This window comes from Pseudoalteromonas sp. EB27 (assembly GCF_001974875.1).
Lineage (GTDB): Bacteria > Pseudomonadota > Gammaproteobacteria > Enterobacterales > Alteromonadaceae > Pseudoalteromonas.
The window spans coordinates 220,925-245,280 of record NZ_MTQD01000005.1 but is presented as its reverse complement, the minus strand read 5'-3'; the positions used below and the strand labels follow the sequence as shown (position 1 = coordinate 245,280).

The 24,356-nt window shown below is 38.7% G+C and carries 24 protein-coding genes; 14 read left to right on the top strand and 10 right to left on the bottom strand.

Annotated features, from left to right (window positions below; genetic code table 11):
- Positions 1-17 precede the first annotated feature (17 nt).
- Positions 18-1,490 carry a ketol-acid reductoisomerase gene (gene ilvC, locus BW142_RS07950; RefSeq protein WP_076924497.1) on the bottom strand — a complete coding sequence of 491 codons (1,473 nt, stop codon included), beginning with the start codon at positions 1,488-1,490 and terminating at the stop codon, positions 18-20.
- Between the two features lie 138 nt (positions 1,491-1,628).
- On the opposite strand from ilvC, the gene ilvY reads away from it, so the two are divergent.
- The 6 genes from ilvY to BW142_RS07920 all read left to right on the top strand — a co-directional run bounded on the left by ilvY (position 1,629) and on the right by BW142_RS07920 (position 7,270).
- Complete coding sequence (gene ilvY / locus BW142_RS07945) at positions 1,629-2,534, top strand: HTH-type transcriptional activator IlvY (protein ID WP_007584128.1); 906 nt, start codon at positions 1,629-1,631, stop codon at positions 2,532-2,534.
- A gap of 116 nt (positions 2,535-2,650) precedes the next feature.
- Positions 2,651-3,697, top strand: coding sequence for a GGDEF domain-containing protein (locus BW142_RS07940; protein WP_171972317.1), 1,047 nt, complete (start codon positions 2,651-2,653; stop codon positions 3,695-3,697).
- Between the two features lie 398 nt (positions 3,698-4,095).
- The gene (locus BW142_RS07935; RefSeq protein ID WP_076924495.1) at positions 4,096-4,908 is read left to right on the top strand and encodes a MipA/OmpV family protein; all 813 of its coding nucleotides are present in this window, start codon (positions 4,096-4,098) and stop codon (positions 4,906-4,908) included.
- A 1-nt stretch (position 4,909) separates the two neighbouring features.
- Positions 4,910-5,290, top strand: a complete 381-nt coding sequence (locus tag BW142_RS07930; RefSeq protein ID WP_171972316.1) for a DUF3019 domain-containing protein — start codon at positions 4,910-4,912, stop codon at positions 5,288-5,290.
- Positions 5,291-5,304: 14 nt separating this feature from the next.
- Entirely contained in the window at positions 5,305-5,997 is a 693-nt protein-coding gene (locus tag BW142_RS07925; RefSeq protein WP_076924494.1) for a response regulator, read from the top strand.
- Between the two features lie 25 nt (positions 5,998-6,022).
- On the top strand, positions 6,023-7,270 hold the full coding sequence (locus tag BW142_RS07920) for an ATP-binding protein (protein ID WP_076924493.1): 1,248 nt from the start codon (positions 6,023-6,025) through the stop codon (positions 7,268-7,270).
- Between the two features lie 88 nt (positions 7,271-7,358).
- Here the strand turns inward: BW142_RS07920 and BW142_RS07915 are convergent, their stop codons facing one another.
- Entirely contained in the window at positions 7,359-7,583 is a 225-nt protein-coding gene (locus tag BW142_RS07915) for a DUF3820 family protein (RefSeq protein WP_076924492.1), read from the bottom strand.
- Between the two features lie 351 nt (positions 7,584-7,934).
- Positions 7,935-9,509 carry a cation:proton antiporter family protein gene (locus BW142_RS07910; protein WP_024599168.1) on the bottom strand — a complete coding sequence of 525 codons (1,575 nt, stop codon included), beginning with the start codon at positions 9,507-9,509 and terminating at the stop codon, positions 7,935-7,937.
- A 266-nt stretch (positions 9,510-9,775) separates the two neighbouring features.
- Here BW142_RS07910 and BW142_RS07905 point away from each other — a divergent pair, with 266 nt between their 5' ends.
- Together BW142_RS07905 and BW142_RS07900 are read left to right on the top strand one after the other, a co-directional pair.
- Positions 9,776-10,519: a sporulation protein gene (locus tag BW142_RS07905; protein ID WP_076924491.1), complete on the top strand. Its 744-nt coding sequence runs from the start codon at positions 9,776-9,778 to the stop codon at positions 10,517-10,519.
- Positions 10,520-10,593: 74 nt separating this feature from the next.
- Positions 10,594-11,043 (top strand): GNAT family N-acetyltransferase, encoded by a 450-nt coding sequence (locus BW142_RS07900; protein WP_076924490.1) that lies wholly within the window; start codon positions 10,594-10,596, stop codon positions 11,041-11,043.
- A gap of 79 nt (positions 11,044-11,122) precedes the next feature.
- Here BW142_RS07900 and BW142_RS07895 read toward each other — a convergent pair whose 3' ends face one another.
- The 6 genes from BW142_RS07895 to BW142_RS07870 form a co-directional block, all read right to left on the bottom strand.
- Positions 11,123-12,478 (bottom strand): sodium-dependent transporter, encoded by a 1,356-nt coding sequence (locus BW142_RS07895; RefSeq protein WP_024599165.1) that lies wholly within the window; start codon positions 12,476-12,478, stop codon positions 11,123-11,125.
- 203 nt (positions 12,479-12,681) lie between these two features.
- Positions 12,682-13,974 (bottom strand): ATP-binding protein, encoded by a 1,293-nt coding sequence (locus tag BW142_RS07890; RefSeq protein WP_024599164.1) that lies wholly within the window; start codon positions 13,972-13,974, stop codon positions 12,682-12,684.
- Positions 13,975-13,993: 19 nt separating this feature from the next.
- Positions 13,994-14,698 (bottom strand): response regulator transcription factor, encoded by a 705-nt coding sequence (locus tag BW142_RS07885; RefSeq protein ID WP_024599163.1) that lies wholly within the window; start codon positions 14,696-14,698, stop codon positions 13,994-13,996.
- Between the two features lie 25 nt (positions 14,699-14,723).
- Complete coding sequence (locus BW142_RS07880; protein ID WP_024599162.1) at positions 14,724-15,107, bottom strand: DUF3019 domain-containing protein; 384 nt, start codon at positions 15,105-15,107, stop codon at positions 14,724-14,726.
- Positions 15,097-15,879, bottom strand: a complete 783-nt coding sequence (locus BW142_RS07875; protein WP_253188808.1) for a MipA/OmpV family protein — start codon at positions 15,877-15,879, stop codon at positions 15,097-15,099. The genes BW142_RS07880 and BW142_RS07875 overlap by 11 nt, the downstream gene beginning before the upstream one ends.
- A gap of 522 nt (positions 15,880-16,401) precedes the next feature.
- The gene (locus BW142_RS07870; protein WP_024597864.1) at positions 16,402-17,205 is read right to left on the bottom strand and encodes a hypothetical protein; all 804 of its coding nucleotides are present in this window, start codon (positions 17,203-17,205) and stop codon (positions 16,402-16,404) included.
- A 112-nt stretch (positions 17,206-17,317) separates the two neighbouring features.
- On the opposite strand from BW142_RS07870, the gene BW142_RS07865 reads away from it, so the two are divergent.
- Both BW142_RS07865 and BW142_RS07860 read left to right on the top strand, forming a co-directional pair.
- The gene (locus BW142_RS07865) at positions 17,318-18,472 is read left to right on the top strand and encodes a serine hydrolase domain-containing protein (protein WP_076924488.1); all 1,155 of its coding nucleotides are present in this window, start codon (positions 17,318-17,320) and stop codon (positions 18,470-18,472) included.
- A complete protein-coding gene (locus BW142_RS07860) occupies positions 18,469-18,969 on the top strand; it encodes a histidine phosphatase family protein (RefSeq protein WP_076924487.1) in 501 nt (166 codons plus the stop codon). The genes BW142_RS07865 and BW142_RS07860 overlap by 4 nt, the downstream gene beginning before the upstream one ends.
- 80 nt (positions 18,970-19,049) lie before the next feature.
- Here BW142_RS07860 and yhbY read toward each other — a convergent pair whose 3' ends face one another.
- Positions 19,050-19,346, bottom strand: a complete 297-nt coding sequence (yhbY, locus tag BW142_RS07855; protein WP_002963153.1) for a ribosome assembly RNA-binding protein YhbY — start codon at positions 19,344-19,346, stop codon at positions 19,050-19,052.
- A gap of 88 nt (positions 19,347-19,434) precedes the next feature.
- Here yhbY and rlmE point away from each other — a divergent pair, with 88 nt between their 5' ends.
- From rlmE to glmM, 4 genes are all read left to right on the top strand, one after another.
- Entirely contained in the window at positions 19,435-20,064 is a 630-nt protein-coding gene (gene rlmE / locus BW142_RS07850; RefSeq protein WP_024597867.1) for a 23S rRNA (uridine(2552)-2'-O)-methyltransferase RlmE, read from the top strand.
- 66 nt (positions 20,065-20,130) lie between these two features.
- On the top strand, positions 20,131-22,074 hold the full coding sequence (ftsH, locus tag BW142_RS07845) for an ATP-dependent zinc metalloprotease FtsH (protein WP_033012255.1): 1,944 nt from the start codon (positions 20,131-20,133) through the stop codon (positions 22,072-22,074).
- Positions 22,075-22,152: 78 nt separating this feature from the next.
- Positions 22,153-23,001, top strand: coding sequence for a dihydropteroate synthase (gene folP, locus BW142_RS07840; RefSeq protein ID WP_076924486.1), 849 nt, complete (start codon positions 22,153-22,155; stop codon positions 22,999-23,001).
- Entirely contained in the window at positions 22,998-24,347 is a 1,350-nt protein-coding gene (glmM, locus tag BW142_RS07835) for a phosphoglucosamine mutase (RefSeq protein ID WP_024597870.1), read from the top strand. The genes folP and glmM overlap by 4 nt, the downstream gene beginning before the upstream one ends.
- Positions 24,348-24,356: the final 9 nt, after the last annotated feature.

The following is a 24,356-nucleotide window of genomic DNA, read 5'->3' as shown; positions in this document are numbered from 1 at the left end:
ACTTTTATTGTTTAGGATTAAACAATTTTTTTCATTGCTGACATGTAGCCACGTAATTTAGCACCTACTTTTTCAACAGGGTGTTCACGCAGTGCGGCATTGATTTGAATTAATGTTTGGTTATCAACTTGGTTACTGTGCTCGCCAAGGCCTTTACCAATGATGTCTGTATCAACGTTTTTCATAAAATCAGCAAGTAATGGTAAACATGCATGGTTATATAAATAACAGCCGTATTCTGCAGTATCAGAGATAGTACGGTTCATTTCAAAAAGCTTTTTACGCGCAATCGTATTGGCGATTAATGGCGTTTCGTGTAATGACTCGTAGTAAGCTGACTCTTCGATAATGCCAGCTGCTGTCATGGTTTCAAATGCAAGTTCAACACCCGCTTTAACCATTGCTACCATTAAAATACCGTTATCAAAAAATTCTTGTTCTGAGATTTCTACATCGCCAGCAGGAGTCTTTTCAAAGTTAGTTTCTGCTGTTTCGCTACGCCATTTAAGTAAGTTTACGTCATCGTTATTCCAGTCTTCCATCATAGTGCGTGAGAAAGTGCCGTCGATGATGTCATCTTGATGCTTATTATAAAGTGGACGCATAATTAGTTTTAGCTCTTCACTTAGTTCAAACGCTTTTACTTTTGCAGGGTTTGAAAGGCGGTCAAGCATGTTTGTAACGCCGCCGTACTTAAGTGCTTCGGTAATTACTTCCCAACCATATTGAATTAGTTTTGATGCGTAACCCGCATCAATGCCTTTTTCTATCATTTTATCAAAACATAAAATAGAGCCAGTTTGTAACATGCCACATAAAATGGTTTGTTCGCCCATTAGGTCAGACTTAACTTCAGCAATAAATGATGATTTAAGTACACCTGCGCGATGTCCGCCCGTACCCGCTGCATACGCTTTAGCTTGTGCTAAACCAAGACCTTGAGGGTCATTTTCTGGGTGAACTGCGATCAGAGTTGGTACACCAAAACCGCGCTTGTATTCTTCACGTACTTCAGAACCAGGACACTTAGGTGCAACCATGATTACAGTAATGTCTTCACGTACTTGCATGCCTTCTTCAACGATATTAAAACCATGAGAGTAAGCAAGTGTAGAGTCTTTTTTCATAAGTGGCATAATTGCACTTACTACAGCGGTATGTTGTTTATCTGGCGTTAAGTTAAGTACTACATCAGCTGTTGGGATTAGTTCTTCGTAAGTGCCAACAGTAAAGCCGTTTTCAGATGCATTTAAAAATGATTGGCGACGCTCAGAAATAGCTGATGCGCGTAATGTGTAAGAAACATCTAAACCAGAGTCACGTAAGTTTAAGCCTTGGTTTAAACCTTGTGCGCCACAGCCTACAATAACTAGTTTTTTACCTTTAAGTGCGTCAACGCCATCGGCAAATTCGCCTGCGTCCATAAATTCACATTGCGCTAATTGCGCTAATTGCTCGCGTAAAGGTAAGGTATTGAAATAATTCGCCATTGTTAGTGTCCTATAAAGTCATGTTTGTTAGATGCGCAAAGTTTATTACGCTTACAAACACCATATGTAAAATCGTTGCTTGCGTAAAATGATATATTTGAATTAAAGTGTTTCATAATATGAAATGCTGGGTTTGACATGGATCATAAACATTTAAACTACTTTTTAGCACTGGCTAAAACACTCCACTTTGGGCGCGCAAGCGAACTTTGTCACATAAGCGCGCCCACTTTGAGCCGCAATATAAAACACTTGGAAGAAGAGGTAGGTGTTGCATTATTTGTACGCGATAACCGCAGTGTTAAATTAACGCGTGAAGGTGAGTCGTTTATTGATTACGCCACAGCGACGCTTGCTAACTGGCAGCGTTTTAAAACGAATGTAAAAGACCCGCAACAACATATTTACGGCAAAGTAAGTATTTATTGCTCGGTTACTGCATCTTATAGTTTTTTACATCAAATATTAGAGCAACTACGTGCGCAGCATCAGTATATAGAAATAACATTAAATACAGGCGACCCTGCACTTGCTATAAACCGCGTGTTAGATGGACATGAATTAATGGCAATTGCAGCTAAGCCAAATAAGTTACCGGCACAAATTGCTTTTGTAGATATAGGGCATTCTCCACTTTTATTAATTGGACCAAAAATTCAATGCCCGATCACACAAAAACTAACGCAGAATGGTGATGACATTAATTGGTCTGATTTAGAATTTATTGTGCCAGAACAAGGTTTTTCTCGCCAAAGGTTAGAACACTGGTGGCGCAAAAATAATATTCACGGGAAAATTTACGCACAAGTTGCTGGGCACGAAGCGATGGTATCTATGGTGAGCTTAGGATTAGGTGTCGCAATGGTTCCTAAAATAGTGCTAGATAACAGCCCGCTGCAAGATAAAGTACAAATACTAACACCAAAAATGCAAGCTCCTGATGGGTTTGATATTGGCTTGGCTGTATTAAGGAAAGAGTTAAATGACCCTGCAATCAGCGCTTTGTGGAATATTGCGCAAACTTTAGATGCAAAAGCGATTTAATGCGCGCAGAGAATAAGCAAGTTAGTTAAATAGTATGAATATAGGTTGCGTATAAGTTTACTATTACTTAACATTGAGCGCTAATAATAAAAACAATGACGCTTGAGAGTTTATTTATGAACCACGCTGTATCACTTGCTCATTCTGCCCAATGCCTGAAAAAGGCGATTCCTTTGATGGTAAAATACCGAATGCCGGTTACTCCCATCAACTATGCAATTTGGTACTGTTATATTCAAGGAAACAAACCGTCACTAAATGCTGAGTTAGACCACGTTATTGCTCAGCAACAAACATGTTCACAAGACAAAGCAAAAGAGATATTTGACAAACATTTAACGCAAGACGATCTCGTTTTTTTTCAAGAAATGACTGAAAAATTTCATACAACTATAGAGCAAGTTCAGCAAGATATAAGTACCACGCTTGATCACTCCAAAAGCTTTACGACGAGTTTGGTTGACTCTCAAAATGAATTAAATATGCTTGTTGATGTAAATTCTTACAATGAGATATTAGGTTGTGTTGAGCGTTTAACCGACGATTCTATTGCAATGCAAGATTATGCTCGCGAATTTCAAACTAAATTAGCCGTTGCCTACAATGAAATAAAAGACTTAAAAGAAGCACTCAATATTTCAAAAGAAGCAGCCGATACCGATACACTTACGGGTTTTTATAACCGAGGTAAGTTTGATTCTGATATTGTAAATTTTTGCTTTGAATATTCAGAGCAAGCGCAAGAAGACTCTCTTGCCGTCCTTATTATGTTTGATATTGATCACTTTAAGCGCTTTAACGATGATTTTGGCCATCAAAAGGGTGACGAAGTACTTAGGTTAGTTGCTAAAAAAGTGAGAGAGAATACAACGGAAGCTGCAAACGTGTATAGATATGGTGGCGAGGAGTTTTGCATAACAGCCTACTTTGACACTATTAACGATATAATAGCGTTTGCCGATTGTATTCGTTTAGCAATTGCAAAACTGGTGATTCGTAAAAAGCATGATGTAACTGCAAAACGAGCTATTTCAGCAAGTTTTGGTTTAGCGATTTTACGCCCATTTACCAATAGCTCCGTTTTAGTTGAGCGAGCAGATAGAGCTTTATATATCGCTAAAACACATGGACGAAACCGAATAGAAATAGCTCCAGATATTTAATAAGTATCTGGTGTTTATTTATCAGGTTTAAAGTCACTTAATTTGAGTTTTTTATCAAATATCAATCTCGTTAAACTATTAGGTTTCATGGGTAATAAAGCTGGCTGTAACGCGTTAGTTCCTAGCTGCCTTTATTTAGATATCTGTATTTCATCGCAGCATCTGATTTTCTAAGTATCTCAAAGTATAACTTCCGAAAGATAAATAGCCTGCAGAAACATAAAAGTTAACATTTTTGTATACAAATTGTGAATAATTGTAACCAGCTAGAGCTAGTTTAAAAAGACCTTGCTAGTATGGGGAACTCTCTTATTTTGATACTTTGATTTACGCTGATGCGGTATGCCTTCTCATTATTAACAGCTCTATGTTTTAGCACTTTATTTGTTTGCCTTTCGGTGCAAGCAACACAGGCAAGCAGGCATGCTGACGATTATTCAGAGCAAGACATAATAACCGACCGTCTGCATTTGAGTTTAAGCGTGGGGGCTGGAGTTATAACCAACCCTTTGCATGGTGGAGATAATATTCCGCTCGTGCTTATTCCACAAATTGCGTTTTATGCAGAGCAATGGTTTTTTGATAATGGCCGTCTTGGTTATTCATTTTTGCAAACCCCTAAGCATCACTTTAATCTAGTTGGTGAACTCAATTCTGAGTCACGCTTTTTTATAGACTGGCACCCTAAAAATATATTTACACTACAAAGTAGTACCCTCAACAATCAGTTCGTAATGCAAGATGAAGCCTCGTCCACTCGCTATGTTGATATTGATAATTTACATAAACGGCAAATTGCACTGGATGCGGGTATTGCATATCATTATGTAAATGAGGACCAAGTTTTTTCGGTTCAGGCCCTGCATGATATAACCGATGTTTATCGAGGTGTACGCGCAGCATTGCAGTGGCAGTATCATACTGTGATAGGAAAGCTCAAAATAAAGCCAACACTTGGAATAAACTATAAATCTGCGGAACTAAATAGCTATTTTTATGGACTTAATGAGGGTGAAACTCAATTTGGCAAAATAGACGTTGGTAGTAGTTGGCAACCTTATGCTAAAATCGACGCCCGTTGGCCACTGAGTAAGGCTGACTCTCTTCGTTTTCATGTAGCATATTACGACTATTCGGCTATGGATGGCAGTCCGCTCTTTGAACGTACTTATTCAATGACTGCATTTATAGGATTCGATCGTACTTTTTAATATGAAGTATTCAATATTAGTTGTGTTTATTACCACTTTTTTTAGTGGTTTTAGTGTGGCACAAACCCCTTTTTTTAGCGTTTCTCCAAAAGTCTGCGTCGTCTCTGAACAGCAGGGTTTTTGCGATCTTGATTTACAATTTGAGTGGCAATTAAACGCCTATAGTGATGTCTGTTTGTATCAGCAAGAGCGACTGATTCAATGCTGGGAGCAACAACTTTCTGGGCAATTTAATTATAAAGCGCGTGTTCAGGTGGAGACCATATACTCCTTAATCAATCCTCATACGGGTGTGTTATTAGCTAAGACACAAGTTGAAGTACAAAGCGCCCATGCTAAAAAAAATAGGCGTAGGCTTCGCTCTCCGTGGAGCTTTTTTTAATTTAGGAGCAACTAATGCCAAAAATTTTACTTGTTGAAGATGATCTAGGTTTACAACAACTAACAAAAGATTACCTTGAACATAATGGCCTTGAAGTCGATGTGTTAGACCGCGGTGACGAAGTGTTTAATTACCTAGAGAATAATACACCCGATTTAATGATTTTAGATGTTATGCTGCCAGGTAAAGATGGCTTTAGCGTTTGCCGCCAAGTAAGAGATAAATTTACTCTACCAATTTTAATGTTGACTGCTAAAGGTGAGGATTTCGACCAAGTACTTGGCTTAGAGCTGGGCGCTGATGATTATGTAATAAAACCAGCAGAGCCACGTGTATTACTAGCGCGAATCAATGCATTACTGCGTCGTGGACAACCTATAGTAAAATCAAGTGAAGAGCTCCAGTTTGGTGATTTAGTCATTGATAAAACAAGTCGTATTGTAAAACTAAGTGATTCGGAGATTGTATTAACTTCGCACGAGTTTGAGTTACTATGGCTATTAGCGTCAAATGCAGGTGAAGTACTAAGTAGAGAGCATGTGCACCAACATATGATTGGCCGCCAATATGATGGACTTGATAGAACTGTGGATGTACGCGTATCACGCATTCGTAAAAAATTAGGCGATAACAGCGATAAGCCGTATCGTATAAAAACTGTATGGGGACAAGGTTATTTATTTGTTTCTGATGCGTGGGATCTTTAGAACTATTTAAGGTTAGTCGGCTTTAATGGGAAAACTGTTTACCAGCTTATACTTATACATCATCGTTTCTTTGTTTGTAGTAAGTGGTGTTATAGAGCAGTTGTGGCCTTATGAAGAGTCGCAACAGCAAGTTTTCTTAGACGATGAGTTTGGGCAATCACTATGGTTGCTCTCACAAACTCCTAACGGTCTTAAAAAACTAAAGCATAACTTTGATAGTAAAGTAATTGAACGACGTGATTTAATACTTCCTCAAAAACAACAATCGCAGCTTAACCAAAACCACTACTTATACTTATACGATAAGCAACAGCGCATTGTTTGGTATGTAGATCTCGGTAATGACTCATTACTTCAAGTAGGGCCGGTAGGTGTATTAACGCAGCAATCATCTTCTGTTTGGCCCTATTTATTACTCCTTATTATTGTAGGTATACCTGTTGGGCTGTGGAGCTTTTTACTATGGCGCGATTTTGCAAAGCTACGTAAAGCGTGTGAAGCGGTGGAGGGTTTGCAAGACTTTCAACTAAACGACTCTTCTAAGTCTTTCTTTTTACCTATTACTGATACATTAAAGGTAATGCAGCAACGTATTGAGTTTTTACTTAGTGCGCAGCAAGAACTTACCTCATCGGTGTCGCATGAGTTTAGAACACCACTAGCACGTTTAAAGTTTGCAATTGTAATGCTGCAAGAACAAATGCTTGATGAAAAAGGTGAGAAATACCTAACAAACATGCAAACAGACATTAGCGAGCTTGAGTCACTAGTTTCTGAAATGCTTGAATATGCGCGATTAGACTCTCAACAACCTAGTTTACAGCCAATAAACTGTGACTTAGCTGGGCTGGTAAAAACAACTGTTGAAAAGCTAAACTTTGAAGCCCGAACAACGCTTTCCGTAAACCTCCCTGAGCATTTAAATTATTACTGTGATAGTCACTTTATGGCGCGAGTATTTCAAAATTTAATTGGCAATGCGCTCAAATACACCCATAAGCAAGTCAAAATTTCATTGCTACAAGAGACAAAACACATCGTATTGATTGTTGAAGATGATGGTGAAGGGATAGATCCCGCTGAGCGAGAAAATGTATTTAAACCTTTTACTCGACTCGATAAAAGTAGAGGTAAGGATACCGGTGGTTTTGGTTTAGGGCTCGCCATAGTTGCTAAAATTGTGTCGTGGCACCAAGGAGAGTGTAAAGCAGAAAGCTCAAGCTTAGGTGGTGCTAAATTTATTGTATATTTACCCCTCAAATTAAAGACATAAAAAAAGCGCCTTGAGGCGCTTTTTTTGCGGTTAAAAACCAAAATCAACAAGTAGCAATACAATAGACCGCAAGTGCTTAAAAAAGTTCTCAACTATTTTTATTTTTTTCAAGTAATGGTATTAACATTTGCTCAAGGCCATTTAGTTTTACTTCGTACATCATTGCAAGTTGGCTACCTAGCTTTGAATCGGGAAACCCTTGCTTGTTAAACCACACTAAATAAGGTTCTGGCAGTAACAATAATGGGCGTCCTGCATATTTTCCAAACGGCATTGTAGTATTTATCGCTATTTTTAATTGTTTTGGATCCATAAAGATTACTTAGGTATTTAAAGTCTGGGTAAGTGTAAGGGATTTTAGAGATATAAAATAGGCTGTGACGGGCAAGAAACAGCCTATTTTGCGAGGGAGTAGGCCCTCTGATTTAATAGTTTTATGTTAATTAATATAAACCTAGTTGAACTTTAATTAGCTGGGATCTAATTAAGTTATTATTAGAACATGGGTTCTTATTTAACCAACACAGATAGTTTACCTGTTTTTTATTGCTATAGAGAATTGGCTTGTAAAGGAATGTAAATAGAATTGCTTTTTATTTAAAAACTAATAACAAAGCCTTAATGAATTTAAGGCTTTGTTATTTATAAACGATACAAAAGAGGACTATTCGTTAAATAGCTCTTGTTTTACGTGCTCTGCAAAACCACTACCGGCTTCTAAATAAAAGTTATAAGTAGAATGCACACCCATTTCTTCAAGCTCTTTTTGTTGATCCGGGTAGTTTGCAATAGCTGTTACTTGGCCTTTATAACCAGAGGCCTGTAATTGCTCTAAAGCAAAAATATTTTGCATATGCTTTGGCATTGCAAGCATAACCATTTCTACTTGTGAGTGATTTACTCGTTGCCAAAAGTCAGGGTCGGTTGCATCTGCAATTAAGACGTTGCGGCCTCTGTTAACGTGCTTGTCTACCACCTCTGGCTTTATATCTATGCCTGCAACAACATTTGGGTGAGTCGCGTTGATCGTTTCATAAGCACCAGTACCAATACGTCCCATCCCAAAAATGACTATTTTCGTATCATTAAGGTTAACGGGTAGCTCTTCAGCTAAACGAGTTTTACTTTCAAACTTTAATAACCAGTGCTCTATTTTTACATACAACTCATTTGAGCGTTTATTTAATGGGGAAGCAATTATGAATGTAATAGAAACAGCAATTGCCATTACAGCTAGCCACTCAGAGGTGATCATGCCTGTAGTCGCAGCCACTGCACATACAATTAATCCAAACTCACTGTAGTTAGATAAGCTAAAAGCGGTAAGTAATGATGTACGCGCACGTAATTTGAATATATTAGTGAACACATAGTAAAGCGCTATTTTAATGGGTAATACTAAAATAAGTATAATGGCAACAATCAAGGAGTTAGTGGTTAGCTCTGCGCTTAAACCAATACTTAAGAAAAAGCCAACTAGCAATATGTCCTTTAAATTAAGTAGAGATTTTGATAGCTCGCCAGCCTTTTTATGAGGGGCAAACATCATTCCTATTACTAGTGCACCTAAATCGCCTTTTAGGCCTGCAAATTCAAATGCATGATAACCAGCAACTAGCGCAAAGAAAAAACCAAACAATGGTAATAGTTCACCATGTTTAGATCGGTTCAACACGCCATACATTACAGGTCGTAATAAAGGCAAAGCAATTATTAATGCAATAGCCCATAAATTAGGGATTTTACCGGTGCTAATAGCTAAAAATATTACTGCAAAGATATCCTGCATTACCAATATTCCAATGGCTATTTTGCCGTGTAGGCTTGCCATTTCTCCGCGCTCTTCAAGTACTTTTACTGCAAATACAGTGCTTGAAAAACTAAGTGCAAATCCAACCAATAAAGCACTTTGCCAACTTAAATCAACAAATAGTGGAATGGCGAAAACGCCAAGCAGAAGCATAAAGCCACTAAATAACGCGCTGCTAAAAATGATATGCAATGTTGCAGGCGCCCAAACTTGAGGTTTAATTAAACTGTTAACTTTAAGTTTCAAGCCAATACTAAAAAGAAGAAGAGTAACCCCTAGGGCTGCAATTGTATCGAGCAACTCTGTACTTTTATAACCCGATAAATTTAAAGCAAAACCTGCAAGTAAAAACCCAATTAGAGGAGGTAGTTTTAACTGATAAACAGCAAAACCACAAACAAACGCGGCAGCAAAATAGATTAGTTCCATAATTCTTAATATCACTTCATTTGGTGTTGCAGTGTAACGAAAAATTTATACCATTGAAAATATAAATAGACCTAAAAATGAACGCGTCTAATCAATTACTTGTCCAGCTGCGTATAAAAAACGGGCATTAAACACCTATTTAATAGTAAATACTATGTAAATAACACTTTTTCACTGACATTAGCTTTTAAATATGGTTAAGATGCGATAACGAAGAAGTTTAAGCCGGAGCAAATAATACAGCCGCTCAGCTTAAGGAGAGATATATGTTTAAAAAGATTTTAGCGTCGGTAGGTATTGGTGCTGCAAAGGTAGACACTATTTTAGAAACTGAACACCTACAACCAGGTCAACTTTTTAACGCACAAATAGTCATTACTGCTGGTGATGTGAGCCAAGATATTTCAGGTTTAGATTTATTATTAATGACTCGTGTTAAAGTTGCAGGTGATAATGGCGATTATTTTACGAATCATGTGATTGAGCAATGGCGAATTACAGATATAGGTACAATTGAGCCAGGCGAAGTTAAAAATATCCCTTTTGAAGCGCGTCTTCATTCTGAAACTCCTATTACAGAAATTAATGCAGGTTATAATCAATCACATGTATGGCTAGAAACAGGCCTAGATATAGACTTAGCACTTGACCCAATAGATAAGGACCATTTACACATTTACCCTAATGAAGCGGTTAAGACGTGTATGCAAGCGATGGAAAAGTTAGGTTTTAGTTTAATGAAAGCTGACGTAGAAAAAGGTCACTTACGCGCTTCGACTTTTCAGTCATTATCTGGATGCTATCAAGAACTTGAATATAAACCAAATAGCCGCAGCTTATTCGGCATTCAGGAGATTGAATTATCGTTTGTCCCAGAGGCACATAAAACACATGTGCTTATAGAGCTAGACAGAGCCTTTAAAGGCGATGGTTATGTAGATTTGACCATAGAGCACGATCATGTGAATTTATCGCAGCTGTGTGATCAGCTAGAGCGATTATTTACTTAGTATAAGTTAACTAAGCTAGCGAGTGATTTTAATAAACCCAGCCTAAGCTGGGTTTTTTGCCTATAGGATTTGATATGCAGTTTAAATGTGAGCAGTTTGGCGCTCTTGATACACAGACTCTTTTTACTATTATGCGCGGGCGTGTTGATGTGTTTGTTGTAGAGCAGGAGTGCCCTTACCCTGAACTTGATGATGTAGACATTGCTTTAAATACACAGCATTTATATACATTGAGTCACGGGCAACTACAAACTTACGCGCGATGCTATGAAAAAAGTGCACAATACAGCGCAATAGGTCGCGTGCTAGTAAGTGAAAGCGCGCGTGGCAATGGGTATGCTACTTTACTTATTACTGAAGCTATAGACTGCTGTAAAGCACAATGGCCTGAGCGAGATATTTATATAGGTGCACAAATTTACTTGCTTGATTTTTACCGCTCTTTTGGCTTTGAAGATTATAAAAGTGAATATCTAGAAGACGGTATCCCTCATCAAGATATGATTTTAAAACTCTCTAAATAAATCCAATTTAAGCAGCTATAAAAAAAGCCCACTAATGTGGGCTATTTTAATTTAAGACTATTTAAGGTTAAGGTATTATTTAGCTTAATAGTGAGTGTAAAAACACCATACCAATAGCAAGTGGACACACAAACTTGGTATACCAAGGCCATACTTTCCAAAATAATGTGTTATGAACTTCAGGATTACCTTCTTTAATTGCTTTAAGTAATGAGCCTCTGTACCAAATCCAGCCTACAAATATACAACACATAAGGCCAAGCAAAGGTTGAGCTACTTTTGTAGTTAAAGTAATCACTAAGCCAAATAAGCTGCTAAGGTTACACACAATTGTAATGCTAACGATAGCAATTAAAGCTCCAATCAACCAGGTTGCCTGAACGCGTTTCATCCCAAAGCGTTCTACAGTGTATGATACTGGCGCCTCTAACATTGAAATAGATGACGTTAAAGCGGCAATACTCATTAACGCAAAAAATGAAAAGCCCACAAATAAGCCAACTTCGCCCATTCCATCAAATAAAGCAGGGAGTACCTGAAATACTAACGTATCTTCAGAGAGTAGTTTTCCCGTTGTGGCAGAGAATATTTCAACGCCTTGAGCTTGTGCTACATACATAGCCGGAATAATCAGTAAACCCGCTACAAAAGCTATAAATACATCAATAAGGGTTACATAGGCACCTAAAGAAACAAGGTTTTCTTTTTTACTAATGTACGAGCCATAAATAATCATTACGCTAGTACCTAGCGATAAAGAGAAGAAAGCTTGTCCTAGCGCACTCACTAATAATTTTGCGTCAAAAATAGATGAAAAATCGGGAACTAAGTAAGCCTTTAAACCTTCCATTGCGCCATCTTGGGTCATTACATATGCAATAAGTGCAAATAAAATACCTAAAAGAGCAGGCATTAAGCGTTTCGACCATTTTTCAATACCATTCTCAACGCCTCTACTGATAATAGCGACAGTTAGTACGATAAAGACGAGAGTAAATATTATGTTTCGGGTAAGTGATTGCTCACTTAGCCATGTCGATGCTGTGTTGGCACCAACAAGAGTAGCTATGGGGTCAGCTGTAGCGCTGAGCATCCAACCAGCAACAATGGCGTAAAAACTTAATATAAAGCCAGCACATAAAATACCGCCAAAACCAACAATAAAGGCAAAGTGTTTTTGCCATGGCTTATTAGATATTTTTTGAAGTGATGAAACCGCGTTTGCTTGGCCATGACGACCAATCATAAGTTCAGCCATTAAAGCGGGGTAGGCTAAAAAGAACGCAAGCACTAAATATGCGACTAAAAATGCAGCACCGCCATTACTTGCTGTTTGTGTAGGGAATCCCCAGATATTGCCCAAACCAACGGCAGAACCCGCGGCGGCCATAATAAAACCAAAGCGAGAGCTAAACTCGCCTCTAACTGCGCTCATATTATTGTACTTCTCTATTGTGTGACGGCGCTGACAATCTACTGGAAATGTTAAAAAATAAAAAGTGCTTATTTGCTGATCTGGCACAATTTAATAAGTAAATGCGTGTTATAACCATCGATTTTAATTGTTGTTATCGGGTCGTTTAAAATAACGAGTTGATTTTGTTTAATAATTGTTAATTACAGTCTGTAACTATTGCTTTACGAATTGTGATGCTGTGCAATAGTGAGAGTAAAACACGCACCACCTAGCTGGGTACTTTTACTAACTTTAACACTGCCATGATGCCAGTCGGCTACTTTTTCAACAATAGCTAGACCAAGGCCGTAACTTTTATCAGCTCTGTTACGGTGAGCCTCTTCTCTAAAAAATGGACTAAATACGTTGCTAAAGTTTTCTCGAGCTATGCCAGGGCCGTCATCTTCTACCGTTATTATAAGCTGTTGTTCGTGTAACTTCGCACTTAAGTAAATATGTTGGTTTGCGAAATCAGAGGCATTAGTTAATAAATTGGTAATTGCACGAGCAAGCCAGTGAAGATCTGCATTTATTATTTTATCGGTACTATTGAGCTGTACACTAAGCATTTGCATTTCAAGTTTAGGTGCAAGTTGCACTAAAATATCTTCAAGGTAGGACTTAATGTTTGTTGATGAATAGGTCAACTTATTAGCATTTTGCTCTAAAGTAGCAAATGCTAAATAGCTACTAAGCATCGATTCCATATGGTCTAAATCATTTTCCATACGGGTTAAGTACTGTTTTATTTTTTGCTCATCATGGCTATCTAATGCCGCATCTAAACCAAATCGCAGGCACGCGATAGGGGTGCGTATATCATGAGATAAGCTTGAGGCCATTAGCTTGTTTTCGGCGACAAGCTTCTCTATTTGGCTGGCCATGCGATTAAAGGTAAGCTCTACGTCTTTTATGTAAGTAAAATGCGATACTTTTATTCGGGCTTGAACATTACCTGAGGCAAACTTTTTAGCGGCTTCATTTAACACGGTTAATCGTTTAGCTAAGGGCGCAATAATAAAGCCCATAAATACACATAGGCCTGCGTAAAAGAGTAAGGTTAATATAATGTCGTTATGTTGCTCGCTATCAAAAATTTTATCTAAACGCATTGATAAGTGAAAAGGATTTAAAACATCGCTGCTGTAAAGCATATAAAAGCCTTGCTGATCTTCTAAAATCAGCCCACCCGGCGTATGCATTTGTAATAATAAAGAAGGCGGTAAAGCAAGTGATTCATTAGGTTTGTAATCAATTAAAACATCAAACTCTAGCGCCAGTTGTTTTACATAATCGCTGCGCTCAGATGTGGGTATGTTAGCTAATTGCTTGCTAAAACCCATGATCATTTTACTTTGCTGACTAAATTCATCCTGTGGGGTATGCGCTTGTTGACTAAAAGCATCAATAAGCCAGCCCAATACCACAATAGATAAAAGTGCACTGCCTAGAAGCGATATATAAAACTTTTTCATTTATTTATTCATCACTTTATTACCACGCAGTAGAAACAAGTAAATATCCACGGCCCCAAATGGTTTTAATTTTTTCAGGGTTTTGTGGATCATCATTAAACTTTTTACGAAGTGCAGAAATAAGTACATCAACACTTCTATCAAGCCCATCATACTCTCTGCCTTTGGTTGCTTTAAATACAGCGTCGCGAGAGACTACTTGCCCTGCGTTACTCGCAAGGTAGTGAAGCAGTAAATATTCAGCACTTGATATATTTACGTCTTGCTCGTTAAGTTTTACATTTCTAGATTCGGTATCAATACTAAGCGCACCAACATTAATAACACTTTCGTTAACGTGTGGCGTATTTGGCTCATTTTTTTGGCGAAGGGCTGCTTTTATACGCGCTAGCAATGCACGAGGACGCACAGGTTTCATTATGTAGTCGCTTGCACCGACTTCTAGACCAATGACTTCATCCATTTCTTCATCGCGTGCAGTGAGCATTATGATAGGCGAATTATAAAAACTACGAAGCTCTCTACATACGCTTATACCATCTTGCCCTGGAAGCATAATATCTAGGAGCACGATATTTGGATTTAATGTTTTGACTTGGCTAATTACTTCGTCACCTCTGTGACAAACATGCGTTGTGTAGCCTTGCTCTGTTAAATATTCAGCAACCCATTGAGCAAGAGATACATCGTCTTCAACGAGTAAAATAGTGCCGTAGTTATCCATGAAAATATCCTTAATGCGATTGGTATTAAAATAGTCGCCAGCGGCGCTTTTTTTGCCTGTTTTGATATACCCATTGAAGCTTTACTTCGGCAACACTAATTATTTTAGATGTATTGCTGTCGAATAGTTCAAATGAAATACTTTGCTGTGAATCAAATGCATAATTAAAAGTACCGCTCTGTTGCTTGAGCCAACATTGCATTATGTACTTTGAGGTGGCGTCACGTAGGCAGTAATTACCAATGATAGGTTGCTCCCACGTTAGCGTAACGTCAGCATAGCAATTTCGCCCTTCGCGAAGTGCAACGCACGTGTCGGGTAGTGCTATGAGTGCTTCAGGAGGTTCCTGAGCTTTAACAGTAAAAGTACTGGGGAAGATCAGTAATACACAGATCCATCTAAAATACATAACGTAGGCCTACCTTGGCTTTATGTTGATATCCTTGGGAAATAATTGGGCTGTCGTCAATTTCTTTTGAAAACCATGTGGTAAGCCAGCCGGATAAAAACACCCAATCTTGGCTTATTGGGTACTCAGCATGGAACTCAAAAATAATACTGGTACTGGCATTACTGCTGTAAATAGGGCGAATGTTGGTGGCTTCATCGCTATCAATGCCAAAGTAATAATTAGTAAAGTCAGCAGAGTAGGCGCTTAAGCCAACACCCGATCTAAACTCCCAGTTTCGCCATGGCAAAATGTGACTAAAAAAGCTGTTTATAACCCAGCCATTGTGCGCGCCAGATACATCATGAAGGTATTCAAAAGAGAATTGAGAATTTTCAAATCGACGAGAAAGTCGAAGGCCGACGTCAAAGTCGTAATTACGTTTTTTTATACCTTGGAGTTCTTGTATAACACCGTGGTTATAAAACCCTAGGCCTTTTTCGTCAAATCCAGCTTGAGTATTTGTGCCTAATATATCTAGGCCCCAATCAAATTTATCTATAAGACTGTAGCCTATTACAAGGCCGCCACTGAGCTGATTGTGATCGAAATCAAGGTAAAATTTATCGTAGGAAACAGCAAGACTTAAATCGAGCTCAACGCCTTTGTCGTAAGACTCAATGCCGACAAGGTAAGAATCTTCAATATAAAAGCCCGCGCCAGCACTCCAATCCCACGCAAAGCCTTGGGTTGGCTCTAACGTATTATCTGCATAATAGCGGTTACTTGCCATACTCGATGTGCTAAAAATGCAGCAAAAAAGCAGTGTTATGCTCAGTAAAGTATGGTTAAGCAAAGCGTTTCTCATCCCTTAGGGCCTAATTATTATTTGTTATTAACCGTAGTATATTGTTAATTCGTTCCTTTAATCTGTAAAAAAATGTAGTAAGTGTTAGGTCTGTTGATCTTTCAAGGTTAAATTTGCAGCAGTCTGTTTGGTATTTAGGCAAGGCAGAGCCTATACAGTGTGGTTATTCCCCATAAATAGGCGATAACGTAGCATTAATACCAAACAGGCGCTGCCCAAAGGGTTCTTCCTAGGGGCTATTTACTCTTTGTTGCCTACATGGACGTAGGTAAGGGGCGTGAGCAGGACGCGGAAGCTTTGCTCGTTTTACTTATTCTTACATGGATGTAAGCCAGTAGAATAACGCAGGAGCAGTTATCGAGCCTACTAGGTTACAAATCTCGCGCCGCGATTAAATAGCCCCTAGTTTGAACAAATTTTAATCCGTAAAGATCAACAGACCCTAATTTACTGAACTTTAATTTTATCGATTAATATACTGCTCAAGTAAAACTGCATCATAGGTGTTAATGCACTTACTTCTGTTCTGTTACATGGACCGCTAAGTTTGGTAAGACTAGATAGTTTTGACAACGTTTTGTACTGAGGGATTTGAATGTCTTTCCCAAGTCTTTCAATGCGAGCTTCATCAGTGTTTTGTTGATGAACAAAAGCGACAACCTCAAGCTCATTAGTTATTTTTTGCTCTTCGGTAAAATTGTAAATTAGCGGCTCGCGATGAAAACTTGCACTGTCGATAGATGATTTAGCAAACCAAACAACATCACCCGATGACTTGTGCGTAAGACGCATACTAACTTGTGCGAACATAGCTGCGCACTGCTGGGTTGGATATTGTTGTGCAACATTTGAATATAAAGTAAAAGGATTCTCTGGTTGCTTTATTGCGTACTTGGTATCGTCTGTAAAAGTTAAATCTAGTTGCTGAATTGTCAGTGTATAGTCGCTGTTATTTTTAGTTGTCACTTTTAGTTGTTTATCATTCAGTGCTTGGCTAATTTGCGATAGAAGTTTATCGGTCACGCTCGCTTTATCGGTAATGATTTTTACTGTCTGATTTCTAACTACTTTATGTGCAGGTAATTGCACAGATTTAACTTTTGGAGATGAGTGCTCTGTAGTGTACTCAAGCTGATAGGTCTGACTTTTTAATGTTGGCTTTAACGGCATAGCCAATGGCTCGGCGGGCTGCTTTGTAATAGCACAACCAGTTGATAATAATATAAAAAGTGACACAACTAAAAAACGCATAAGTACTAAACACCCGCTAAAAACCAAATAATCGTCGTATTGTACGTTAGTCTAAACAAAACTTCATGATATTATCTGCGCAGATGTGGTTAAAAAGATAAAATTTATAAAAATGAAGTATCTCAACTCCTTAATGTATAGCTTACCTGCTTTGTGTTTGTTGTTTAGCTCTGTGGGTTTTGCAGCAAAAGCGGATCCTGATTGGGATGCATTTGTAAAAAAGTACGGCCGTTACGCACAAAAAAAATTAAAAAGTAAAGGTATACCTGGTGCAGCGCTTTCGATTGTAAATATTAACAACTCAGACTACATCCACACTATGGGCGTAACTAAAACACGAAATGGACAAAAAGTTAATAAGCATACCCGCTTTAGACTTGCGTCTGTTTCTAAGACATTTGCAGGCTCGTTATCAGCTAAATTGGCTGCTAACGGCCTACTGGAGTTAGATAAGCCTGTTAGTGATTACATACCTGATTTTAAAGGAACTGTATATGAAAATGATTTAAAGGTGTTTCATCTTTTAAGTCATTCAAGCGGGTTAGTTCCTAATGCATACGATAATTTAATTGAATCTCGTATGGATTACCCCGGTATTGTTGAAAAGCTACTTAGTGTCAAACCAATTTGTAAACCTGGTGAATGTTATGGCTATCAAAACGTTATGTTTAGCCTTATAGGTGATGTGATATTACAAAGCACCGATACAAGTTACAAACAGTGGTTAAAAGAAGCTATTTTTGAGCCATTGAAAATGAGTGATGCGAGCTTAGGCTTTGAATCAATGACAAATGACAAAAATTACGCGCTACCACACGTGCGTGGTAAAAAACGTTGGTATAGCGCTAAGCTTAAAAAAAATTACTATAAAGTGAGCCCGGCAGCCGGTGTAAATGCGAGCGCAAGTGATATGGCTATTTGGCTAAAAGCGCAGTTGGGCCAATATCCTGATGTTTTGTCATTGGATATTCTCGCAAAACAAACACGCCCTTATACGAATACAAAAAAAGAAATGTATCGTAGGGTGTGGAAAAAACACCTTAACGAAGCTTATTACGGGCTAGGTTGGCGCGTTTATAACTATGCTGATGAAACGCTTTATTATCATAGTGGCTGGGTGCAAGGGTATAGAAGTGATTTGGTTGTATTTCCTCATTTAAATATTGGTTTTAGCTTAATAGTTAACGCTGAAACCGGCGTAATTAATGAACTAACGACTGAATTTATCGACAGGCTATTAGAGTACAAACGGGGTAAAAAAATATGAATAAAATAATATTAGTAATCACTTGTTTAGTCGTATTATCTAATAGTAGTTTGGCGCTTGCGGCACCGGATAAAATATATTTGTTTCGTCATAGCGAAAAGTTAACGGGCAAAAATCCAGCGCTCTCAGAGTTGGGAAAGGCACGTGCAAATAATTTAGTTACTTTTTTCAAAGAGTATCAAAATATACATATTTTCAGCAGTAACTATAAACGCACGTTACAAACAGCGGCCCCTTTGCAGACATATTTTAATACCGACGTAAATGTGTATAACGCAGGTGAGCTAAGTGATTTAAAAAAAGAGTTACTAAAACTAAAAGGTGTAGTTGTTGTTATAGGGCACAGTAATACCACACCGCGACTAGCCGAGCTGCTTTCGAATGAAAAAGTGTCAGCAATGAGTGAAACACAATTTACTCAGTACTTTATATTGAATAAGAAGCCGAGGAGTAATGGTAGCGAATATGATTTAACCCATCATAAAATGAGCTTTTGATTTAAAACGTTAAATAATAAAAAACCAGCATTAAGCTGGTTTTTTCAATTTAAACGCACTAAATCCTTTAACAGGAATAATTAGTTACGAGGTAAATGTATTTTTTTCTCAACGCTTTGACGATAAAGCACAATAGTGTGACCTATCGTTTGTAGCTTAGTCGCACCAGTTTCACGTACGATTGCTTCAAAAATTAGTGCTTTTGTTTCACGATCGTCAGTTGGAACTTTAACTTTGATTAATTCGTGAATTTCTAATGCACTTTGAATTTCTACTACTACGCCTTCGGTTAAACCGTTAGAACCTAGTAAAACTACAGGCTTAAGGCTATGTGCCTGACCTTTTAAAAACTGCTTTTGTTTGTTTGATAATGTCATGTTTATACAAATTTTGCTGAATATGGCTTGAATTAAGGGTATTCTAACGCCATCTAAAGAATATTACTAATTAGTTGCGTGTTAATTTATGACAAATAAAAAACAGTCAGCCAGTTCACAGCGATGGCTGAAAGAACATTTTGATGATAAATATGTTCAAGAAGCGCAAAAAAAAGGCTGGCGTTCCCGAGCGGTTTTTAAATTAGATGAAGTACAAAATAGAGATAAGATACTTCGTCCAGGTATGACAGTTGTTGATTTAGGGGCAGCGCCAGGAAGTTGGTCTCAATATTTAGCAGAGAAAGTCGGTGACAAAGGTCAAGTGATAGCGTGTGATATATTACCGATGGACTCACTTGCGGGTGTTGACTTCTTACAAGGCGACTTTCGTGAAGAATCAGTATTAAATGCGTTGTTAAAACGTATTGATGGTAAAAATGTTGATGTGGTACTCTCTGACATGGCACCAAATATGAGTGGCAATAACTCAGTAGATCAAGCAGGTAGCATGTATTTGGTAGAACTTGCGCTAGATATGTGTAGCCAAGTACTAAAGAAAAATGGCGCATTTATTGTTAAAGTTTTCCAAGGCGAAGGCTTTGATCAATACTTGCAAGATGTACGTAATAGTTTTAAAGCAGTGAAAATACGCAAACCTGATGCCTCACGTGCCCGTTCTCGGGAAGTATATATAGTAGCGACTGGATACAAACTGTAGTACAGTTGCTTGGCGTTTAGTTGAACTTAAATTAATTGGATACAAGAGGTTAACCCCTTGAGCGATATGGCGAAAAATTTAATACTATGGCTGGTGATTGCAGTTGTGCTGATGTCAGTCTTTCAGAGCTTTAATGGCGGCGAGCAAGTTGATCGTCAAACTAGTTACACTCAATTTGTTAAAGATGTCCGTAGTGGCTCTTTACAAGAAGTTATTATTGACCGTGGTACAGGTAATATTACTGGTACTAAGAGCAGTGGTGAGCGTTTTCAAACAACGATGCCAATGTACGATGAAGATTTAATTAATGACTTACTTAAAAATGATGTAAATGTGAAGGGTGTACAACCTGAAGAACAATCATTTTTAGCAAGTATATTTATTTCTTGGTTCCCGATGATACTGCTTATAGGTGTGTGGATATTCTTCATGCGTCAAATGCAAGGCGGCGGCGGTAAAGGCGCTATGTCATTTGGTAAGAGTAAAGCTCGGTTAATGAGCGAAGACCAAATTAAAACAACGTTTGCCGATGTGGCAGGTTGTGATGAAGCGAAAGAAGACGTTACTGAATTGGTCGACTTTTTACGTGACCCATCAAAATTTCAAAAGCTTGGCGGTAGTATTCCTAAAGGCGTACTGATGGTTGGCCCTCCAGGTACCGGTAAAACGCTACTTGCAAAGGCAGTTGCTGGTGAAGCAAAAGTACCTTTTTTTACAATTTCGGGTTCAGATTTTGTTGAAATGTTTGTGGGTGTTGGTGCATCACGTGTACGTGATATGTTTGAACAAGCTAAAAAAGCGGCGCCTTGTATTATCTTTATAGATGAGATTGATGCTGTTGGTCGTAAACGTGGTGCTGGTATGGGCGGCGGTAACGACGAGCGTGAGCAAACACTTAACCAAATGCTAGTAGAGATGGATGGCTTTGGTGGTAACGAAGGTATAATCGTTATTGCAGCAACTAACCGACCAGATGTATTAGACCCTGCATTACTTCGTCCAGGTCGTTTTGACCGTCAAGTTGAAGTAGGCTTACCTGATATTCGTGGTCGTGAGCAAATACTTAAAGTACACATGCGTAAAGTGCCATTAGGCGATAACGTAGAAGCGGCTCTTATAGCACGTGGTACTCCTGGTTTCTCAGGTGCTGATTTAGCAAACTTAGTAAACGAAGCTGCGCTTTATGCTGCACGTGGTAATAAACGTGTTGTAAGTATGGCTGAATTTGACGCTGCTAAAGACAAGATCATGATGGGCGCAGAGCGCAAGACCATGGTGATGAGCGAGCAAGAAAAAGCAATGACTGCGTACCACGAAGCAGGCCATGCAATTGTTGGTCGTATGGTGCCAGAGCATGATCCAGTTTATAAAGTATCTATTATTCCACGTGGCCGTGCGCTGGGTGTAACAATGTACCTACCAGAACAAGATCGTGTTAGCCATTCAAAAGAGCTTTTAGAATCAATGATTTCTAGTCTTTATGGTGGCCGTATTGCTGAAGCGCTTATTTACGGTGCAGATAAAGTAACAACGGGTGCAAGTAATGACATTGAACGAGCTACAGATATAGCGCGTAAAATGGTTACGCATTGGGGTTTAAGTGAAAAACTAGGTCCGTTACTTTACGCTGAAGATCAGAACGAAATGTATATGGGTGGCGGTGGTAGCCGTTCATCTAGCATGTCAGACGATACAGCTAAAATAATTGATGCAGAAGTACGTTTATTTTCAGATCGTAACTATCAAAGAGCAGAAGAAATATTAAAAGAAAACATTGATATTCTTCACTCAATGAAAGATGCATTAATGAAATACGAAACTATTGATGCTAAGCAAATTGATGATTTAATGGCGCGCCAACCAGTGCGTGAGCCGCGTGATGCACATGACCGTCATGAAGCAAAACCGGTAAAAGCGGAAGAACCTCAAGAGCCAGTAGTTGATGAAAGTCAAAATACTGACGATTCATCAAAAAAAGATGAAACAAACCTTGATGATAAAGCTGAATAATCGTTAAAATAGTAATGAAAGCCCCGAACTTCGGGGCTTTTTTGTATCAGCTATTTAGAAAAAGAATAAAGGTTGGCAATGACTAGCATACTAAAGCTTCCGAGAGGGCGTACGCTTAATCTTGAAAAGCCCGTTATTATGGGGATATTAAATGTAACGCCGGATTCGTTTTCTGATGGTGGGCAGTTTTTAGATCCCAAAATAGCGCTAAAGCGCGCTATGCAATTATTAGATGACGGTGCGACAATTTTAGATATAGGGGGCGAATCTACTCGCCCAGGTGCGCCAGATGTCAGCTTAGAGGATGAACTTTCTCGAGTAATCCCTGCTATTAAAGCGATACGTCAGCACAGTGATTGCATTATTTCAATTGATACTAGTAAAGCACTGGTAATGGAGCAAGCAATACTCGCAGGGGCAGACATAGTCAATGATGTTAGAGCTTTACAAGAAATAGACGCTTTAGAAACGGTTGCGCAGTATGAAGATGTAGCAATTTGTTTAATGCATATGCAAGGGCAGCCCCGCAGCATGCAATCGGCACCTCATTACGATAATTTGTTTGCAGATATAAATATGTTTTTTAGTGAACGTATTAAAGCATGTGAAACAGCTGGGATTAAGTTTGCACGACTTATTCTAGACCCAGGTTTTGGATTTGGAAAAACGCTTAGTCATAACTATCAAATATTGGCTAGGTTTGATGATTTTAATAAGTTAGGTTTGCCATTATTGGCCGGATTATCTCGTAAATCGATGATAGGTAATTTATTAAATAGAGATACAAATGAACGGTTAGCGGGCAGCTTAGCGGGTGCGTTAATCGCAGCGCAAAATGGCGCAAAAATTATTCGTGTACATGACGTAAAAGAAACCGCAGATGTACTTGGTGTATATCAAGCCTGCGAACAAGGAATTTCACAATGAAAGAAAGAAAATATTTTGGCACCGATGGCGTGCGTGGACTTGTAGGCGCTGCTCCTATAAACCCTGAGTTTGCAATGAAGTTAGGCTGGGCTGCTGGACGTGTATTATCACAAAGTGGTACTAAAAAAGTAATTATAGGTAAAGATACACGTATTTCGGGCTACATGCTTGAAACCGCACTTGAAGCTGGTTTAATCGCCGCTGGTATTGATGTTGTATTATTGGGTCCTATGCCTACACCTGCTGTAGCCTACTTAGCTCAAACATTTCGTGCAGAGGCGGGAATTGTAATTAGTGCTTCACATAATCCGTATTACGATAACGGTATTAAGTTTTTTAATGGTCAAGGTTTAAAGCTCGATGATGCAGTAGAACTTGAAATAGAAGCAATGCTTGATGAGCAAATGACGTGTGTTGCTTCAGATAAATTAGGTAAAGCATCGCGTTTAGTTAGTGCGGATGGCAGGTATATAGAGTTTTGTAAGAGCCAGTTCCCGCAAGGCCTATCTTTAGAAGGTCTTAAAATTGTTGTCGATTGCGCAAATGGCGCTACTTATCATATTGCACCTTCTGTTATGCGTGAACTTGGCGCAGAAGTAATGACACATGCATGCGAGCCTAATGGCGTTAATATCAATCATGAATGTGGCGCTACTCACGTAGATGCCCTTAAACGTAAAGTGCTTGAACTTAAAGCCGACGTAGGTATTGCATACGATGGTGATGGTGACCGCGTAATGATGGTTGATCATAATGGCCGCGTTTTTGATGGTGATGATCTGGTTTATATTATTGCTTGCCAAGCAGCCCAAGATGATAATTTGGGTGGTGGTGTAGTTGGCACTGTTATGTCTAACATGGGCCTTGAAAATGCTTTAAAAGCAAAAGGTATCGAGTTTGCTCGCAGTAAAGTAGGGGACCGCTATGTTATGGAGTTACTACAGCAAAAAGGCTGGAAAATTGGCGGCGAAAGCTCAGGCCATGTACTTAATCTAGATTTAATTAGCACGGGTGATGGCATTATATCAAGCTTGCAAGTACTGGCTGCTATGGTTGCACAAAATCGTACATTACAAGATTTAGGTGCTGGTTTTACCAAGTATCCAATGAAAATGATAAACGTGCGTTATACCGCTGGAACTGACCCTACAAAAGCACCTGAAGTACTTTCAGCTGTAGCAGAAGTTGAGCTTGCTTTAGGCGATAAAGGCCGTGTTTTACTGCGTAAATCAGGCACTGAACCTGTGGTTCGTGTTATGGTTGAAGCCGAGCAAGAAAAAATTGTAATAGACAGCGCTCAAAAAATTGCAGCTGTTGTAGAATCTATGAGCAAACAAACTGATTAATAACAATAA

Excerpts from the sequence above, each read along its gene's own strand:
- ilvC (WP_076924497.1), bottom strand. The coding sequence starts at position 1,490 with ATGGCGAATTATTTCAATACCTTACCTTTACGCGAGCAATTAGCGCAA.
- ilvY (WP_007584128.1), top strand. The coding sequence starts at position 1,629 with ATGGATCATAAACATTTAAACTACTTTTTAGCACTGGCTAAAACACTC.
- BW142_RS07940 (WP_171972317.1), top strand. The coding sequence starts at position 2,651 with ATGAACCACGCTGTATCACTTGCTCATTCTGCCCAATGCCTGAAAAAG.
- BW142_RS07930 (WP_171972316.1), top strand. The coding sequence starts at position 4,910 with ATGAAGTATTCAATATTAGTTGTGTTTATTACCACTTTTTTTAGTGGT.
- BW142_RS07925 (WP_076924494.1), top strand. The coding sequence starts at position 5,305 with ATGCCAAAAATTTTACTTGTTGAAGATGATCTAGGTTTACAACAACTA.
- BW142_RS07920 (WP_076924493.1), top strand. The coding sequence starts at position 6,023 with ATGGGAAAACTGTTTACCAGCTTATACTTATACATCATCGTTTCTTTG.
- BW142_RS07915 (WP_076924492.1), bottom strand. The coding sequence starts at position 7,583 with ATGGATCCAAAACAATTAAAAATAGCGATAAATACTACAATGCCGTTT.
- BW142_RS07910 (WP_024599168.1), bottom strand. The coding sequence starts at position 9,509 with ATGGAACTAATCTATTTTGCTGCCGCGTTTGTTTGTGGTTTTGCTGTT.
- BW142_RS07905 (WP_076924491.1), top strand. The coding sequence starts at position 9,776 with ATGTTTAAAAAGATTTTAGCGTCGGTAGGTATTGGTGCTGCAAAGGTA.
- BW142_RS07900 (WP_076924490.1), top strand. The coding sequence starts at position 10,594 with ATGCAGTTTAAATGTGAGCAGTTTGGCGCTCTTGATACACAGACTCTT.
- BW142_RS07895 (WP_024599165.1), bottom strand. The coding sequence starts at position 12,478 with ATGAGCGCAGTTAGAGGCGAGTTTAGCTCTCGCTTTGGTTTTATTATG.
- BW142_RS07890 (WP_024599164.1), bottom strand. The coding sequence starts at position 13,974 with ATGAAAAAGTTTTATATATCGCTTCTAGGCAGTGCACTTTTATCTATT.
- BW142_RS07885 (WP_024599163.1), bottom strand. The coding sequence starts at position 14,698 with ATGGATAACTACGGCACTATTTTACTCGTTGAAGACGATGTATCTCTT.
- BW142_RS07880 (WP_024599162.1), bottom strand. The coding sequence starts at position 15,107 with ATGTATTTTAGATGGATCTGTGTATTACTGATCTTCCCCAGTACTTTT.
- BW142_RS07875 (WP_253188808.1), bottom strand. The coding sequence starts at position 15,879 with ATGGCAAGTAACCGCTATTATGCAGATAATACGTTAGAGCCAACCCAA.
- BW142_RS07870 (WP_024597864.1), bottom strand. The coding sequence starts at position 17,205 with ATGCGTTTTTTAGTTGTGTCACTTTTTATATTATTATCAACTGGTTGT.
- BW142_RS07865 (WP_076924488.1), top strand. The coding sequence starts at position 17,318 with ATGAAGTATCTCAACTCCTTAATGTATAGCTTACCTGCTTTGTGTTTG.
- BW142_RS07860 (WP_076924487.1), top strand. The coding sequence starts at position 18,469 with ATGAATAAAATAATATTAGTAATCACTTGTTTAGTCGTATTATCTAAT.
- yhbY (WP_002963153.1), bottom strand. The coding sequence starts at position 19,346 with ATGACATTATCAAACAAACAAAAGCAGTTTTTAAAAGGTCAGGCACAT.
- rlmE (WP_024597867.1), top strand. The coding sequence starts at position 19,435 with ATGACAAATAAAAAACAGTCAGCCAGTTCACAGCGATGGCTGAAAGAA.
- ftsH (WP_033012255.1), top strand. The coding sequence starts at position 20,131 with ATGGCGAAAAATTTAATACTATGGCTGGTGATTGCAGTTGTGCTGATG.
- folP (WP_076924486.1), top strand. The coding sequence starts at position 22,153 with ATGACTAGCATACTAAAGCTTCCGAGAGGGCGTACGCTTAATCTTGAA.
- glmM (WP_024597870.1), top strand. The coding sequence starts at position 22,998 with ATGAAAGAAAGAAAATATTTTGGCACCGATGGCGTGCGTGGACTTGTA.